The organism is Phenylobacterium koreense (assembly GCF_040545335.1).
In the GTDB taxonomy this organism is placed as follows: Bacteria; Pseudomonadota; Alphaproteobacteria; order Caulobacterales; family Caulobacteraceae; genus Phenylobacterium; species Phenylobacterium koreense.
Map to the genome: position 1 here is coordinate 2,181,594 of NZ_JBEPLU010000001.1, position 17,247 is coordinate 2,198,840.

At 67.2% G+C, this 17,247-nt stretch carries 10 protein-coding genes; 4 read left to right on the top strand and 6 right to left on the bottom strand.

Translation table 11 applies throughout. The features are described 5' to 3' along the window. Window positions 1–9: 9 nt before the first annotated feature. Window positions 10–3,339: a carboxyl transferase domain-containing protein gene (locus tag ABID41_RS10945; protein ID WP_354297604.1), complete on the top strand. Its 3,330-nt coding sequence runs from the start codon at window positions 10–12 to the stop codon at window positions 3,337–3,339. Between the two features lie 15 nt (window positions 3,340–3,354). Here ABID41_RS10945 and ABID41_RS10950 read toward each other — a convergent pair whose 3' ends face one another. The 6 genes from ABID41_RS10950 to ABID41_RS10975 all read right to left on the bottom strand — a co-directional run bounded on the left by ABID41_RS10950 (window position 3,355) and on the right by ABID41_RS10975 (window position 11,283). Further along, entirely contained in the window at window positions 3,355–4,707 is a 1,353-nt protein-coding gene (locus ABID41_RS10950) for a VWA domain-containing protein (protein WP_331931659.1), read from the bottom strand. A gap of 3 nt (window positions 4,708–4,710) precedes the next feature. Beyond that, complete coding sequence (locus tag ABID41_RS10955; RefSeq protein ID WP_331931658.1) at window positions 4,711–5,673, bottom strand: AAA family ATPase; 963 nt, start codon at window positions 5,671–5,673, stop codon at window positions 4,711–4,713. Window positions 5,674–5,801: 128 nt separating this feature from the next. Further along, window positions 5,802–6,965: a DegT/DnrJ/EryC1/StrS family aminotransferase gene (locus tag ABID41_RS10960; RefSeq protein WP_354297605.1), complete on the bottom strand. Its 1,164-nt coding sequence runs from the start codon at window positions 6,963–6,965 to the stop codon at window positions 5,802–5,804. Window positions 6,966–7,062: 97 nt separating this feature from the next. Next, window positions 7,063–8,634, bottom strand: coding sequence for a methyl-accepting chemotaxis protein (locus tag ABID41_RS10965; RefSeq protein WP_354297606.1), 1,572 nt, complete (start codon window positions 8,632–8,634; stop codon window positions 7,063–7,065). Between the two features lie 213 nt (window positions 8,635–8,847). Further along, window positions 8,848–9,636 carry a nucleotidyltransferase domain-containing protein gene (locus tag ABID41_RS10970; RefSeq protein ID WP_354297607.1) on the bottom strand — a complete coding sequence of 263 codons (789 nt, stop codon included), beginning with the start codon at window positions 9,634–9,636 and terminating at the stop codon, window positions 8,848–8,850. Window positions 9,637–9,693: 57 nt separating this feature from the next. Next, entirely contained in the window at window positions 9,694–11,283 is a 1,590-nt protein-coding gene (locus tag ABID41_RS10975) for an AMP-binding protein (protein WP_331929891.1), read from the bottom strand. Window positions 11,284–11,725: 442 nt separating this feature from the next. On the opposite strand from ABID41_RS10975, the gene ABID41_RS10980 reads away from it, so the two are divergent. From ABID41_RS10980 to ABID41_RS10990, 3 genes are all read left to right on the top strand, one after another. Then, window positions 11,726–13,606, top strand: coding sequence for an ABC transporter ATP-binding protein (locus tag ABID41_RS10980; protein WP_354297608.1), 1,881 nt, complete (start codon window positions 11,726–11,728; stop codon window positions 13,604–13,606). After that, window positions 13,603–15,453 (top strand): ABC transporter ATP-binding protein, encoded by a 1,851-nt coding sequence (locus tag ABID41_RS10985; protein ID WP_354297609.1) that lies wholly within the window; start codon window positions 13,603–13,605, stop codon window positions 15,451–15,453. Before ABID41_RS10980 ends, ABID41_RS10985 begins: the two co-directional genes overlap by 4 nt. A gap of 73 nt (window positions 15,454–15,526) precedes the next feature. Then, window positions 15,527–17,188 carry a M28 family metallopeptidase gene (locus tag ABID41_RS10990; RefSeq protein WP_354297610.1) on the top strand — a complete coding sequence of 554 codons (1,662 nt, stop codon included), beginning with the start codon at window positions 15,527–15,529 and terminating at the stop codon, window positions 17,186–17,188. The last annotated feature ends 59 nt before the right edge of the window (window positions 17,189–17,247 follow it).

The following is a 17,247-nucleotide window of genomic DNA, read 5'->3' on the forward strand; positions in this document are numbered from 1 at the left end:
ACGTCCGACGTGAAGAAGCTGCTGATCGCCAATCGCGGCGAGATCTCCATTCGCATCGCCCGCACCGCCGCCGAGATGGGCGTGGAGACCCTGGCGGTCTATTCCAGCGACGACGCCAGCGCCTTGCACGTTCGCACCTCGGACGACGCGCAGGTCCTGAGCGGCGCAGGTCCCGCGGCCTATCTGGACGGGGAGCGGATTTTGGCGATCGCGCGCGAGCGCGGCTGCGATGCGGTGCATCCCGGCTACGGCTTCCTCTCGGAGAATGCGACCTTCGCACGGGCCTGCGAGACGGCGGATGTCACCTTCGTCGGCCCTCCCCCTGCAGCCCTCGAGCTCTTCGGCGACAAGGGGCGAGCCCGCGCTCTGGCGGCGGCGCACGAGGTTCCCATCCTCGCCGGGATCGAGGGCGGAGCGAGCCTGGCGGACGCCCGCGCCTTCTTCCGCGATCTGGGTCCGGGCGGCGTGGTGATGATCAAGGCGGTGGCGGGCGGCGGCGGGCGGGGGATGCGGCCGGTCCGCACCGAGGCCGAACTTACGGAAGCGTTCGAACGCTGCGCCTCCGAGGCGCAGGCCGCCTTCGGCGACGGCTCTCTCTATGTCGAGGAGTTCCTTCCCCGCGCCCGGCATATCGAGGTGCAGATCGTCGGCGACGGCCAGGTCGTCTCGCACCTCTGGGACCGCGAATGCAGCCTGCAGCGCCAGCGCCAGAAGGTGGTCGAGATCGCGCCCGCCTCCACGCTGGCGCCGGAGCTGCGAGAGCGCCTGTTCGAGGCGGCCGTCGCCTTGGGGCGCGCCGCGGGCTATCGCAGCCTCGGTACGGTGGAGTTCCTGGTCGACGGCGAGCGGGCCGTGTTCATCGAGGCCAATCCTCGCCTGCAGGTCGAGCATACGGTCACCGAGGAGGTGACCGGTCTGGATCTCGTGCGCCTGCAGATCGAGGTCGCCCGTGGTCGCTCATTGGCCGATCTGGGCCTGACACAGGCGGAGGTTCCCAAGCCGCGCGGCTGCGCCATCCAGGCGCGGGTCAACCTCGAGACGATGAACCCCGATGGCTCAGCCAAGCCGTCAGGCGGGGTGCTCTCGGCTTACGAGCCGCCCTCGGGGCCTGGCGTGCGCGTCGATGGCTTTGGCTATGCGGGCTACCGCACCAGCGCCCGGTTCGATTCGCTGCTGGCCAAGCTGATCGTCCACGGCCCTGATCTCGGGGCCGCCGCCGCCAAGGCGCGGCGCGCGCTCTCGGAGTTCAAGATCGCCGGCGCGCCGACCAATATCGAGTTTCTCCAAGGGCTGCTGGCGCACCCAGCGGCGCTGACCGGCGAGGTCCATACCCGTTTCATCGAGGAGCGGGTCGCCGAACTCGCCACGGCCGCCCCTGCGCCCAAGCTCTATTTTGAGACCCCGGCGCCTGGGGTCAGGCGGGCAGGCGCCCAGGTCGATGCTTCCGACCCCCTGGCGGTGCTCAACCACGGCAGGGCGGTCGTGGATGTTCCGGAGAGAGCGCCGGAGGTCGAGGGGCCTGAAGGCGCGCGCGCGGTCCGCGCGCCGCTGCAAGGCACGGTCATCGGGGTGATGGCCAAGGACGGCGACGAGGTCCGAGAGGGCCAGCCGCTCTTCGTCATGGAGGCGATGAAGATGGAGCACGTCGTATCGGCCGACGTCTCCGGCATCGTCCGCCTCGTCACCGTCGATGAAGGCGATACGGTCTTCGAGGGACACGCCATGGCTTTCGTGCGGCCTGCCGCCGTAGAGGGCGCGGCGCTGGCGGCGGAGGAGGAGGTCGACCTCGACCATATACGTCCCGACCTGGCCGAAGTAATGGAACGCCATCGCTTCGCGCTCGACGAAGCGCGCCCGGACGCGGTGGCGCGGCGGCGCAAGACGGGCCAGCGCACGACCCGCGAGAACATCACCGATCTCTGTGACCCCGGCAGCTTCACCGAGTACGGCCCGCTGGTGGTAGCCGCTCGCCGTCGTCGCAACACGGTCCAGGAACTGATCGAGCAGACTCCGGCCGACGGCATGGTCATGGGCCTGGGCTCGGTCAACGGCGACCGCTTCCCGGAGGAGAAGTCCCGGGTCGCGGTGATGGCGTACGACTACACGGTGCTGGCGGGCACCCAGGGCGCGCACAACCACGAAAAGCTCGACCGGATGAGCGAGATCGCCGCCCGCTGGCGTTTGCCCACGGTGTTCTTCACCGAAGGCGGGGGCGGGCGTCCAGGCGACACCGAGGGTGGCGGCTTCATCCGCGGCTTCGAATTCTGGGGCCGGCTCTCGGGAGCGGTTCCACTGGTGGGGATCAATTCGGGTCGCTGCTTTGCGGGCAACGCCGCGATCCTCGGCTGCTGCGACGTCATCATCGCCACGAAGGACTCGGCGCTGGGCATGGGCGGGCCGGCGATGGTGGAGGGCGGCGGGCTGGGTGTCTTCCGCCCCGAGGAGATCGGCCCGATCAAGGTGATGCAGGAGAACGGCACCATCGACGTCCTGGCCGAGGACGAGGCCGACGCCGTGCGCCTGGCCAAGCAGTACCTCTCCTATTTTCAGGGGGCGGTGAAGGAATGGTCCTGCGCCGACCAGCGGCTGCTGCGCCAGGCGATCCCGGAGAACCGCCTGCGGGTCTACGATATCCGCAAGGTCATCGGGCTGATCGCCGACGAGGGTTCCGTTCTGGAGCTGCGGCCGAGGTTCGGCCTGGCCATGGTCACCGCCTTCATCCGCGTCGAGGGGCGGCCGGTGGGCGTCTTCGCCAACAATCCGCAGCATCTGGGCGGCGCCATTGATTCCGACGCCTCGGACAAGGCCGCGCGCTTCCTGCAGCTGTGCGAAGCCTTCGGCATCCCGGTGCTGTCGCTCTCCGATACGCCTGGCAACATGGTCGGGCCGGAGGCGGAGAAGACCGCCCTGATCCGCCACTGCTCGCGGCTGTTCGTGATCGGGGCGAATCTGACCGTGCCGATCTTCTCGGTGATCCTGCGCAAGAGCTACGGGCTCGGCGCCATCGCCATGACCGGCGGATCCTATCAGGGGGCGATGTTCACGGTCTCCTGGCCGACTGGCGAGTTCGGCGGCATGGGCCTGGAGGGCTCGGTCAAGCTCGGCTACCGCAACGAGCTGGCGGCGATCGAGGACCCTGTCGCCCGGAAGGCGAAATTCGACGAGATGGTCGCTGCCGCCTACGCCCGCGGCAAGGCGCTGTCCCAGGCGATGAGGCCCTCGCTCGACGACGTCATCGACCCCGCCGACACCCGCCGCTGGGTGCTGGCGGGGCTGAAGTCCCTGCCGCCGCTGCCCCAGCGGACCGAGAAGAAGCTACGCTGGATCGATAGCTGGTGACCTGCGCGCCGCCGATCAGTGCGGCACGTAGGTCCTCAGCACGTCCTCGATGATCCGCTCCAACTGGCCGAGCGTGTTGCAGGTCTTGGCCACGTGGCAGAACCGCTCGTAGCGGTGCATGACGCTGTCGCCCTGGGTCCAGTAGCTTTCCGGTTCGGGGTTGAGCCAGATCACCGAGCGGGCCCGATTGTGGATCGTCGCCATCAGGTCCAGGCGCGGATCGGCATAGTTCGACCGCCCATCACCCAGGAAGATCACGGTGGTGTGCCGGTCGACGTGATCGAGATGGTTCTCGCAGAAGTCTTCCAGCGACTTTCCGTAGTCGGTCTGCTGGAAGCCGATCTTGCGCAGCACCTGGAAGATGGCGCCGTCGATGTGCTCGTCGTCGAGGATGTCGTTGACGCTGATCAGGCGGCCTGAGAAGGCATAGGCCTCGAGCCGGTCGACCACCTCGTTCAGCGAATAGAGGAAGGTCAGCAGGAACTGGGCCGCGGCGGCGACGGACTTGGAGACGTCGCAGATGCAGACGATCGACGGCTTGTCGATCTTCTCGGTCTTCCAGATGACTTCGAAGGGCATGCCGCCGTAGGGCATGGATTTGCGCAGGGTGCGGCGCACGTCCATATGGCCCTTCTTGGCCCGGTTGCGGCGGCGCGAATAGCGGTCGGCCAGGCGCTTGGCCATCTTCTTGACCAGGGCCTGCATGACGGCCTGGTCCACCGGGTCGATGCCGCCCTCGGCGTTCAGCGCCTTGCGGGCCAGCATCTCCTCGCGGAGCATCTTGCCTGAGCCGGACGCATATAGCCCGTGCTGGCGCTCGACGTAGCGCTGGGCCTCTTCGGTCAGCCGCCGCTTGCCGAGTTCCAGCCGGTCGGCCGCGTCGCCGCCGCCTTCCAGCTTGCGGGCCGCATTGATGATCGCCTCGATCTCGGAGAGGCCCATCTCTTCAAGTAGCCGCCGGGTCAGGCGCGAGCGCTGGGTGGTCAGGCGGATCTGCGAGACCTGGGCCCGCTCGGCCGCTTCCTCCATGGCCTGGGAAAGGCCGGAGGCGTCGCCTTCCAGCAGCATGCGCGCCAGCTCCGACTGCGCCGCCTCTTCGGGCAGGCCGTCCATCGGGTCGCCCTCGCCCTGCGGCGGCGGCTCGAACCGCAACTGGTCACGCGCGAAGAAGGTCTCGAACGTCTCGTCGAAGCGGACCACCTCGTCGGCGGTCTTGGCCAGGGTCGCGCACAGCGCGTCCTTGAAGAGTTCGCGGTCGGTGAAGCCGATCGTCGCCACCGTGCGGTGAGCGTCGATGGCTTCAGCCGGCGAGACCTTCACATCCACGGCCCGAAGGGCGCGGAAGAAGTCCTCCAGAGCGCCTTGCATGGGTCAGGCCGCAGGGCGGCGGAGCAGTTCCGAAATCTGCGGCTCCACCGCGGCGATGTCGGGCTCGAACTTCAGCAGTACGTTCAGGGTGTCGCGCACCACTTCGGGGCTGAGGCTGTCGGCGTTGAGCAGGATCAGCGCCCGCGCCCAGTCCACGGTCTCGGAAATCGACGGCGACTTGCGCAGGTCGAGGGTGCGCAGCGACTGGACGAAGTTGACCAGCGAGGCGGTCAGGGTCTGCTCGATGCCCGGCACGCGGCTGGCGACGATCTTCCGCTCCAGGTCGGCGTCGGGCAGCGGGATGTGCAGGTGCAGGCAGCGGCGCTTCAGAGCATCGCCCAGGTCGCGGATGTTGTTGGAGGTCAGGAACACCAGCGGCGGGGTCTTGGCCTTGATCGCGCCCAGCTCGGGGATCGAGACCTGATAGGCCGAGAGCACTTCCAGCAGGAAGGCTTCGAACGCCTCATCCGACTTGTCGATTTCGTCAATCAGCAGGACGCAGCCGTCGTCTTCCCTCAGCGCCTTCATCAGCGGGCGCGGCTCGAGGAAGGGCTCGGAGAAGAACAGGTCGCCGATGCCGTGCAGGCGGTCCATGGCGGCGTCCATGTCCTTGGCGTCCGACAGGGCCTCGCCCATGCGGTCCTTGAGGATCTGCGTGTAGAGGAGCTGCTTGCCGTACTTCCACTCGTACAGCGCCTTGGATTCGTCCAGGCCCTCGTAGCACTGCATCCGGATCAGCGGCTGGCCGAGCAGCGTGGCGGTCGAGAGCGCCAGCTCGGTCTTGCCGACGCCGGCCGAGCCTTCGACCAGGATCGGCTTCTGCAGGTGGATCGCCATGTAGAGGGCGGTCGCGATGCGGCGGGATGCGATGTAGCCGACGCTGGCCAGCCCTTCGATCAGGGCGTCCACGGAAGACAGGACGTCCGGCTGCGCGGCGTTATTCACCGCGGGGGTGGAAACGGTCAAAGTCTCAAACTTTCAAAATCTGCGCTTAATGGCGCCGTGGGCGTTCAATGGGCCAAGTGTGCAAGCGCCATGAGGCCATGGCAAGTCATGCTGCAATTGGTTTTTGTACGCCGCGATGAAAGTTGGGGTCAGCTGTTGCGCTTCACGAAGGCTCGGATCGCAGCGGTGATCTGGTCCTGATCGGTCTCCGACAGGTAGGGATGCATGGGCAGGCTCATGACCACCTTGGCCTTGGCGTCGGTCACCGGCAGGCCGCCCGGAGCGGGATATTTCGAATAGATGTCCTGGCGATGGATCGGGATGGGGTAATAGACCGCCGTCGGAATCGCCTGGCCCTTCAGGTGGGCGATCAGGCCGTCGCGATCATCGGTCTCGATGGTGTATTGCGCCCAAACCGAGACGCCCCCCTGGATCACCGTGGGAACCTTCACCACGTCGCCGAGCTGCTCGGCGTAGCGGGCGGCCACCTTGTTTCGCGACTCGATCTCGTCGGCGAAGATGGTCAGCTTCTGCAGCAGGACGGCGGCCTGGATGGTGTCCATGCGGCTGTTCATGCCGATGCGCATGTTCAGGTACTTCGGGTCGTGGTCGAAGGTGCGGCCCTCGATGTCCGATTTCACGGCCTGGCCATGGACCCGCAGGGAGACCAGCAGGTCGTGGAAGTCGGCGTCCTTGCTGAGCACCGCGCCGCCGTCGCCGTAGCAGCCCAGCGGCTTGGCGGGAAAGAAGCTGGTGGTGGCGACGTCGGCCCAATGGATGGGATGCTGGCCGTTCAGGGTGCAGCCGAAGCCCTGCGCGCTATCGGCGATGAGCTTCAGCCCATGCTTGCGCGCCACCGTGGCGATCGCCGGATAGTCGGCCGGCTGGCCGAACAAGTCGACGGCGATGATCGCCTTCGGCGTGAGTTCGCCGGCCGCCTTCACCGCCTCGATGGCGGCGTCGAGCTTGGCCGGGTCGAGATTGTAGGTGTCCTCGAGGATGTCCACGAACACAGGCGAGGCGCCCACCAGCGGCATGACCTCGGCCGTGGCGGCGAAAGTGAAGGACGGGCAGAAGACGGCGTCGCCCGGCCCGATCCCCCAGGCCATGAGCGGCAGTTGCAGCGCCTCGGTGCCGGACCCGCAGGAGAGCACGAACGGCGCCTGGCCGAACTCGCCCAAGGCTTTCTCGAACTGACCGATCTCGGGGCCCATCACATAGGCGCCTGAACGGACGACCTTCAGGATGGCGTCTTCCAGCGGCTGGCCCAGGCGGGCGCGCTGGGCTTGCAGGTCGATGAACGGGATCGGCATGACGGGCCTCTGGCAGGTGAAGCGGCGGGCTTCATGACATGCGGGCGTAGGCGAGGCCAGACACGCTTGCTTTCCGAACGTTTCGCAGGCCGTTCGCCTAGAACTCCTCCCACTGTTGCGCGAGCTTGACCTGCGCCAGGCGGGCGGGGCTGCTCACTGGGCGGCGGCCATCCTCGACCGCTCGGGGCGTTGTTCGCGGCGGGACGGTCTCGCCGCCGGTGCGGAACCGGGTGACCAGTCGGGCAAGCTCGACGCCTTCGCCCTTCAGGTTGGCGGCGGCGGCCGTCACCTCCTCGACCATGGCGGCGTTCTGCTGGGTGACCCGATCCATCTCGTTGACCGCGGTGTTGACCTCGTTGAGGCCGGTCGCCTGCTCGTTGGACGAGGCGGCGATGTCGGAGATCAGGCTGTCGATCTCGGTGACCTTGGAGACGATCCCCGTCAGGGCCTCGCCCGTATCGGCGACCAGCTTGACGCCTCGCGCGACCTGATTGGTCGAGTTGGAGATCAACGCCTTGATCTCCTTGGCCGCCTCGGCCGAGCGCTGGGCCAGCGCTCGGACCTCCTGCGCCACGACGGCGAAGCCCTTGCCGGCTTCGCCCGCGCGCGCGGCCTCGACGCCGGCGTTCAGGGCCAGCAGGTTAGTCTGGAAGGCGATCTCGTCGATCACGCCGATGATCTGCGTGATCTGGCCGGAGCTCTGCTCGATCTCTCCCATGGCTTCGACTGCGTCGCGAACCACCCTGCCGGACGAGACGGCGTCCTCGCGCGCGCCGGAGGCTGCGGCCGAGGCCTGGCGGGCGCCCTCGGCGCTGCGCTTGACCGTAGCAGTGATCTCATCGAGGGCCGCGGCGGTCTCCTCAAGGGAGGCGGCCTGCTGTTCGGTGCGCCGTGACAGGTCATTGGAGGCGGAGGCGATTTCGTCGGAGCCGCTGCGCAGCGTCCTGGCCGCGGCCGAAATCCCCTCGACGGCGCCGCGAAGGGACTCCAGCGCCGCGTTGAAGTCGTTCTTGATCTGCTCGTGCGCGCCGGTGAAGACCGCGTCGATGTGCGTGGTGAGGTCGCCAGTGGCCAGCCTGCGCAGGCTGTCGGCCAGGACCTCCACGACCTTGCTCTGCTGTTCCTCGACCTCGCGCCGCTGGGCGTCGGCCTCCCGGCGGGCCGCCTCGAGCGCATCGAGATAGACCGAGATGGCGAAGTCCATGTCGAGCAGGGTCGCCTTGATCAGCGCCCCCACCTCGGCAGCGGCCCGCTTGGGGCTGGTCGCCTTCGTCATGAAGCCGCCCTTCGGCCAGCGTTCGGTCAGGATCTTTTCGATCAGGGTATCGAGGACGAGGGCGTAGCCGCCGATGTACCAGCGGGGCTCCAGTCCGATCTTTGCATGGACCTCTCCGACCGTGGTGACGCCGCGGACGTATCGCTCGTCGAGCTTTCCGCTGGAAATGACGTCCCAGTGGTCGATCTGCCTGCTCCGGGCGTGGGCGATATGGCCCTCGTTGCGGAAGAAGGCGCGGGTCTGCGGCGTGGCGCGGACCTGTTCATAGAAGAGATCGAGAGCGCCAGGCAGCTCTCGCATGATGACGTCCCTGACGCCCTTGATGTCCTGGAGAGCCTCCGGCGTGAGGCTTATGAAATCCAGCCTTTCGGCCAAGGCGTTCGAAGACGTCACATGCACCCCCGAGCATAGATGTTGGGAGCTGTATGTTGGTTTGTTTGGGTTAATATTCGAATAAATGCCAAGTATTTGCCGGTCGTGTTCAATTGCGTAAAATACGTAATTGATCCAAGTGCGTAGATCGTCGTTATTTATATTGCGCAATTTGCGCAGTTGTTGATTGGCGGTGCTTTTTGGCGCGAGGGGGCATTGCCCCGCTTCGAGCGCCTAGGGCAGTTCAACGCCTAACGTCGTGCGGAGGTGGTCCCGCGTGGCGCCCTCGAATGCAACGGGCCAGTCGATCCCACGCTCGGCGAGCAGCTTGCGGGCGCGGGGAAGGAAGAGAGCGCTGATCGCGACCTGGGCTTCCAGCAGGCTCAGGGGGTCCGCTGGGGGCGACGGCAGGGCTTCCAGCGCCAGCCTTTGATCTTCCGTGAGAAAGGGATTGAGGCGTTTGACGCCGCGGGCCGAGGGCGCAAGCCCGGCTTCTTCCACCATGAGATCGACGGTCATCTGGCGCAGAAGCTCGACGCCCTGGCGAGCCACCAGCCATTCCTCCCGCCCAAAAGCGACGGGGGCGAGGCCCATGACCCGAAGGAACTCGGTGACGAGGGCGTTTAACTGCGCAGGCGAGCTTCCGGCGCGCCTGGGACGTTCCGGCGGCTTTTCGGCGTCGCCCAGCAGGTGGCGAAGCCCGGCGCCGTCCTGCCGAGCAAATTCGCCCGGAGTCAGAAAGGCGAGATCGAAACGCCGCCAGTCCTTGGTGATGGCGGTCAGCACGCGGCCATGGATTATCTGTGAGAGGACGAGGGACGGCAGGCCGGTCGTGCGCGCGCCGTAATCTGCCACGCACGCGGCGATCGCGTTTTCGGCGACGACAATGGTCAGGTCGACGTCGCTCCAGGCGTCGCCGGCCCCGCGGCCAAGGCTGCCGGACAGCCAGACCGACCGTATCCGGGGATCCTCGCCCAGGACGGCGACAAGCTGGTTCGCAAGCCTCTGCTGGTCGTCAGTCATCCGTTGGGCGCGGGCAAGGCCAGGCGGCGGGGGCGCCGCCGCCTGGATAGTTCTAGATCAGATCTGGCGCGTACGGCCTTCCCAATAGGGCGCGCGGACCTTGTTGCGCTGGACCTTGCCGGCTTCGGAGCGCGGCAGGTCGGTGACGAAGTCCAGGCTCCGGGGCACCTTGAAGCTCGGCAGGCTTTCGCGCGCGAACTGCAGGATCTCCTCGGCCAGCTTTTCCGAGGGCTCGTAGCCCGGCTTCAGCAGGATGACCGCCTTCACCTGCTCACCCCATTCGTCGTGCGGCACGCCCACCGTGGAGCTGTCGGCCACCGCCTCGTGCTTGATGAGCTCGTTGTCGACTTCCTGCGGGTAGATGTTCACGCCGCCGGAAATGATGGTCTCGGCGTTGCGGCCAGTGAGGAACAGGTAGTCGTCCTCGTCGAAATAGCCGACGTCGCCCATGGTGAAGAAGTCGCCCACCCGGTTCGCCTGGGTCTTGGCTTCGTCCTTGTAGTAGGTGAAGCCGCCGCCCGGAGGGAGTTGGTGGTAGATGCCGCCGGGCACGCCCTGCGGCAGATCATTGCCTTCCTCGTCGAGGATGCGGACCTGCAGGACCGCCGGACGCTTGCCGACGCTGCCGGGCTTCTTCAGCCACTCCTCGGAATTGATGGTGAAGCCTGCGCCGCCTTCCGAGCCCGCGTAGTACTCGGAAAGGACCGGGCCGAACCATTCGATCATGGCGTACTTGACCTCCGGCGGGCAGGGCGCCGCGCCGTGGACGATGTACTTCACATGGCCGACCGGATAGCGCGCCTTGACCTCGTCGGGCAGGCTCAGCAGCCGCTGGAACATGATCGGCACCAGGTGCAGGTGGGTGACCTTCTGCTCGGTGATGGTGCGCAGGACCAGTTCGGAATCCCACTTGTCGATGAACACCAGCGGCACGCCCGCGCCCATGGCGGCGCGAACGTCGAAGGCCAGCGGAGCGGCGTGATAGGCGGGGCCGGCGCAGAGCTGTACCGAGTTCTCGTCATAGCCGCGCAGAGCGTACATGCTCTGCTGCTGCTGGACCGCGCCGCCAGCCGGGCGGAAGACGCCTTTCGGGCGGCCGGTGGTGCCGGAGGTGTACATCATCTGGTTGCCCAGCACCGGATCGGGGATGTCCGAACCGTCCAGGTCGGCGATCGCCGCGTCGTAGTTCTGGAAGCCGGGGATGTCGCCGCCGACGGCGAGCTTGAGGACGACGTCCGGGCATTGCTCGGTGGCCGGGCCGACAGTGGCGATGCGGGCCTCGCCGACCACGATCTTCGCTTCGCAATCCTTGATGATGTAGGCGATCTCGTCGGCCGTGAGGTGCCAGTTCACCGGGGTGATGCGGATGCCGGACCGGAGGGTGGCGGCGAGGACCTCAACGAACTCGGCGCGATTGGAGCAGACCAGGGCCAGCGCGTCCCCGGGCTTGACGCCATGCTGACGGAAGAGGCGTGCGAGCTTGTTCGCGGCCGCGTTCACCTCGGCGAAGGTCTTCACCCGGCCGTTAGGGTCGATCACTGCCGGCTTGTCTGGACGGACTTTCGCCCACACGGCGGTGGTCATTCCGTTGGCCGCCGCCTCGTTCAGGGTTTCTTCCAGGCTCGTGCGCTCTTGCAAATCTTCCATCAAATCCTCCCGTCGCTGCGGGGCCGGGGGCCGCGCGGCGCTCTTTTCTATGGTTCGAGACGGCGTTTCCTCGGCGGCCGGGGCGCGAAATATGCGTCACGGTATGGGGGCCGTTTCCGTATCGTAAGCGCACCATGCCAGCGCAGCGGCGGCGCGACAACGGCCATGGCGATCCGAACATGGATCGGATTGCGCTCCTTCGGAGCCCTGAGCAGCCGCATAAGGTTCGGAGCAGGCCGTACCGGAGCAGTGATTCGGCCGATTCGCCGGGCGGTTGCGGGCGGAAGCCACGCCTTGCCCGCCTTTTAGCGAAGCTTTGACCTCCAACTAGAAAAACTTCGCCCGCACAACTCGTGAATTTGTACGGGGTGTCAAAACAAGTGTGGCGCGAGCCGCGAGAGCGCGTCACAATGAGCACCATACTCAGAAATGGAAACTTGCGATGAGCGAGTCACACCCCAGCGCACGGGGTGCGCGTATTCCTGACTCCGATCCGGCCCGGGTCGACGTCAGCCAGATGCCACGCGTACTGCAACGAATCACCGCCCTCTCGCTCAAGTATCCCGGCAGGATGGCCCTGGCCGTCGCCTGTTCCCTGGGCGCGGCTGTCGCCAGCCTCACGCTGCCTAGACTGCTTGGGACTGCGGTCGACCACGCCGGCGCGCTGCTCAAGGCCGGCGCGGCCAGCGCGCAGGAAGCCCAGGGCGCGCTCTGGGTCACAGCCGGGCTGATTATCGCCGCGACGGTGATCCGCGGCCTTCTCACCATGGTCACCGGCTATCAGTCGGAATATGTGAGCCAGCGCGTCGGTTACGATCTGAGGTTGCAATATTTCCAGCAGCTTCAGCGCCTCTCGTTCGGGTTCCACGACAAGATCCATTCGGGTGACCTGATCACCCGCGGCATGCTCGATCTCGAAGGCGCCCGGGTCTTCATCCAGGGCGGCGTGATGCAGTTCGTCTCCCTGACGCTGCTGCTGAGTTTTGCTTCGTACATGATGCTGACCACCGATCTCGCCATGGGTCTGATCGGTCTGGCCTTCGTGCCGGTGGCCGGCTGGGCCCTGGCGCGAATGGGTTTCCTGCTACGGGTCACCTGGCTGCGGGTGCAGGAGCTGATGGCGGTGCTGACCCTGACCATGGAGGAGAACCTCCAGGGGATCCGGGTGGTGCGGGCCTTCGCCGGCAAGCGCTTCGAGATGGGCAAGTTCGACAAGGCCTCGATCGACGCGCTCAACTTCTCCTACAAGCGCATCACCCTGCGGTTCCGCGGCGTCGCGGTCATGACGCTCTCGTTCTACGGATCGATGGGGCTGCTGCTCTGGTACGGCGGCCACAAGGTCGTCGACGGCAGCATGACGCCCGGCAAGCTGACCGAGTTCCTCACCTACATGACGTTGCTGCAGACGCCGATCCGGCAGATCGCGATGATCTTCAACTCGGCGGCGCGGGCGACCTCATCGGGCGCGCGCCTGTTCGAGGTGCTCGACATGAAGCCGGAGATCGCCGACGTGCCGGGGGCCGCGCCGCTGTCGCCGACCCAAGGCACCCTGCGCTTCGAGCATGTGGACTTCGCCTACGACCCCGCCGGCAAGCAGATCCTGCACGACGTCAGCTTCGAGGTGCGGGCCGGCGAGACCCTGGGGATCGTCGGGCCTCCCGGCAGCGGCAAGTCGACCATCGCCAACCTGATCCCGCGCTTCTACGACGTGACCGGCGGCGCCATCACCATCGACGGCCAGGACATCCGCGAGGTCAGCCTGGCCTCCCTGCGGGAATATGTCGGGCTGGTGCAGCAGGAGTCGTTCCTGTTCGACGCCTCCATCGGCCACAACGTCGCCTATGCCGATCCCTGGGCTGAGGACGAGCGAATCGTCCGGGCCACCCGGACCGCGCAGATCCACGACCACATCGCGGGTCTGCCCGAGGAATACGACACCCGGGTCGGCGAGCGTGGCGTCGCCCTTTCCGGCGGCCAGCGGCAGCGGCTTTCCATCGCCCGCGGAGTGGTGCCCGGTCCCGGCGTGATGATCTTCGACGACTCCACCGCCGCGATCGACGCGGTGACCGAGCGGCGCGTTCGCGACGCCCTGGCCGAGGCGACGGCGACCAAGGCGACCATCATCATCGCGCACCGTCTCTCCTCGCTGATGCACGCCGACCAGATCATCGTGCTGGACGAGGGCCGGGTCACCGAGCGCGGAACCCACGAAGAGCTGGTCAAGGCCGGCGGCGTCTATGCCGACCTCTACGAGCTCCAGACCCGGTCCGACGCCGAAGCGGTGATGGACGAAGATGCGGCCTTGGCGGAGGTGCGGGCATGAGCGAGCAAAACGAGGCCCGTAAGCCGAGGGCTTCCCTTGGCTCCTCCGAGGGCGAGGACATCTTCGGCACCTTCGACACCGGGGTGGCCAAGCGTTTCCTGGGCATGATGGGGCCGCACAAGCGCTCGTTCATGTTCGCGGTGATCGCGGTGCTGGCCTCGGCTGCGTCGGTGGTCGCGATCCCGGCCCTGATCGGGCGCGCCGTGGATGCGGCGGTGGCGCGCGACGGCGGCCTGCTGGACCGGACGCTCATCGCCTTTGCGGCCCTGGTGGTGGTCTATTCGGCAGCCTTCTTCCTGGAGCAGTGGCTGTCGGCCCGCCTTGCCCAGCGCGTGATCTTCGACATCCGCCGCAAGATGTTCGACCACTTCCAGGACGTCTCCCTGTCCTTCATGGACAAGACCCACGTCGGGCGGATCATGTCGCGCCTGCAGGGGGACGTGAACGCGCTGCAGGAGTTTCTCGAGAGCTCGACCGGCGCGGTGGGCGACCTGGCCATGCTGGTCGGCATCACCGCCGTCCTCATCAGCATGGACTGGCGGCTTGGCCTGCTGACCCTGACCGTGCTGCCACTGCTGATCCTCGTCCGGGCGATCTGGCTGCCGTTCTCCAAGAAGAGCTTCCGCGACGCCCGGGACGCCTCGTCCACCGCCAACTCCGCGCTGGCGGAGAACATCAACGGGGTCCGCACCGTCCAGGAGACCCGCCGCGAGGCGATGAACTACGAGCTCTACCAGGAGAAGGCGCACGAGAACTTCAAGGCCCAGGCCGGCGCGGCCTGGATGACTCAGATCATGGTGCCGACGGTCGACATCCTGACCGGCTTCGCCATGGCCATCGTGGTCGTGGTCGGCGGCAACGCCGTGCTGGGCGGGCGGCTGGAGGTCGGCGTGATGGTCGCCTTCATCTTCTACGTCCAGCGGTTCTTCGATCCGGTCCGGATGCTGTCGATGCAGTACACCATCATGCAGCGCGCCATGGCGGCCGGGCACCGGATCTTCGAGGTTCTCGACGTGAAGGTGACCATCCAGGACAAGGCCGGCGCGCTGCCCCTGCAGGACGCCCCGGCCACGGTCGAGTTCAAAGATGTCACCTTCGGCTACGACCCCGCGCGGCCGGTGCTGCACGACATCAATCTCAAGGTGAACCCGCGCGAGGTCGTAGCCCTGGTCGGGCCGACCGGCTCGGGCAAGACCTCGATCATCGCCCTGACCCACCGCTTCTACGAGGTGGACAAGGGGCAGGTGCTGGTCGGCGGCCATGATGTGCGCGACCTGACCTTGGATTCGTTGGGAAAAACCATCGGCATGGTCCTCCAGGAACCGTTCCTGTTCACCGGGACCATCGAGGAGAACATCCGCTACAACACCGAGGGCGCGAGCTTCGAGGACATTGTCGAGGCTGCCAAGGCGGTGAGCGCGCACGACTTCATCATGCGCCTGCCGGACGGCTACCAGACGCGGCTGGGCCAGCGGGGCCGCAACATCTCCATGGGCCAGCGCCAGCTTCTGTCGTTCGCGCGCGCCCTGGTGGCCGACCCGCAGATTCTGATCCTCGACGAGGCCACGGCCAACATCGACTCCTTCACCGAACAGGCGATCCAGAAGGCGCTGAAGGTGCTGTTCGCCGGGCGGACCTGCATCGTCATCGCCCACCGGCTGGCGACCATCCGCGACGCCGACCGGATCATCGTGCTGCAGCAGGGCCGCATCCTCGAACAGGGCTCGCACGACGAGCTGATGCAGACGGGCGGGCTTTACTCGCACCTCTACACCTCGGCGCACGCCTCGTTCGACGATCAGGTGGTGGCTTCGACCGGAGACGCGGAGTTCGCGACGCGGACCTGACGGGCGGCTTACTGTCAGGTTTCATCAAGCGGCCGAGAGGGCTAGTTTCGGCAGGTTTAGCGCCGGAGCCCTCATGATCCGTACGATCGCCCTCTCGCTCGCCGCCTCGCTGCTGGCGTCCACCGCCCTTGCCCAGGACAACGGTCCCATCGATCCGGGACGGCTGTCGTCGATCACCAGGACCCTGGCTTCGGACGAATTCGAGGGCCGCTCGCCGGGATCGCCGGGCGAGGCCAAGACGATCGAGTACCTGGTGCGCGAGTTCAAGGCGCTGGGCCTGGAGCCGGCGGGCGATGCCGGCGCCTACACCCAGGACGTGGCCCTGGTCCGGACCCAGGTGCAGGGGCAGGGCGCCTTCTCCTTCGACCTGAAGGGCAAGACCCGGACGCTGGAACGCAACCTCGACATCTCGGCCACCACCCTGCGACCGGTCGACAAGGTCGCCATCGCCAAGGCGCCCCTGGTCTTCGTCGGCTACGGCGTCACCGCGCCCGAGCGCGGCTGGGACGACTACAAGGGCGTGGACTTGACCGGGAAGGTCGCCGTCTACCTGATCAACGACCCGGACTTCGAGGCGAAGGCCGGCGAGCCGGTGGCCGGCGAGTTCGGCGGCCAGGCGGCCACCTACTATGCGCGCTGGACCTACAAGTACGAAGAGGCCGCCCGCCGGGGTGCGATCGGCGCCCTCATCGTCCACGAGACTCCCGGCGCCGGTTACGGCTGGTCGACGGTGGTCGCCTCCAACGGCGAGGGCTTCGACATCGTTCGGGCCGATCCCGCCAAGGAAAAGGTGCTGCTGCAGGGCTGGCTGAGCGGCGAGGTCTCGCGCGAGCTGTTCGCCGCCTCGGGCCTCGACTTCGACGCGCTGAAGGCCAAGGCGCGTCGGGCCGACTTCCAGCCGATCGCGCTGACCGGCTCGACCTTCTCGGCGAGCTACGACCTCGAGCACAGCCAGGTGGTCAGCCGCAACGTGGTCGGCAAGATCACCGGAGCCGCCAAGCCGGACGAGAGCATCATGTTCGGGGCCCACTGGGACGCCTACGGGGTCGGCGACGCCGACGCGCAGGGACGGACGGTGCGGCCGGGCGCCCTGGACGACGCCATCGGCGTGGCCGGCGTGATGGAGATCGCGCGAGCGTTCAAGGCCGGGCCGCCGCCGGCCCGCACCCTGGTCTTCGCCGCCTGGACGGCCGAGGAGCGTGGGCTTCTGGGGTCGGAATACTATGGCGTTCACCCGACCGTGCCGCTGGAGACCATGGCGGCGAACCTGACCATGGACGTGCTGCAGCCCAACGGGCCGGCCAAGGACGTGGTGCTGATCGGCGCCGGCCAGAACGCCCTGGAGGACATGCTCGCCAAGGCGGCCGCGGGGCAGGGCCGGACGATCACGCCCGACGCCAAGCCGGAGCGGGCGCTGTTCTACCGCGCCGACCACTTCCCGATCGCCCGCCGCGGGGTGCCGGTGCTGCTGCTGATGGGGCTGGGCGGTGGCGCGGACCTGGTGAACGGCGGCCGCGAGGCCGGCGACCGCTGGGTGAGCGAGTACACGGCCAAGGCCTATCACACGACCGGCGACGTCTGGTCGGCCGACTGGGACCTGCGCGGCGCGGCCCAGGATGTGGCGCTGTTCTACGAGATCGGCAAGGACCTGGCGACCGGCGGCAAGTGGCCGAACTGGCGCGAGGATTCGGAGTTCCGCTCCATCCGCGACGCCAGCGCCGCGAAGCGGAAGTAGATGCGCCTGCGGAGGGGTGGGACCGCCTGGCGGCGACCCCTTCCGTCTCGACGCCGCGC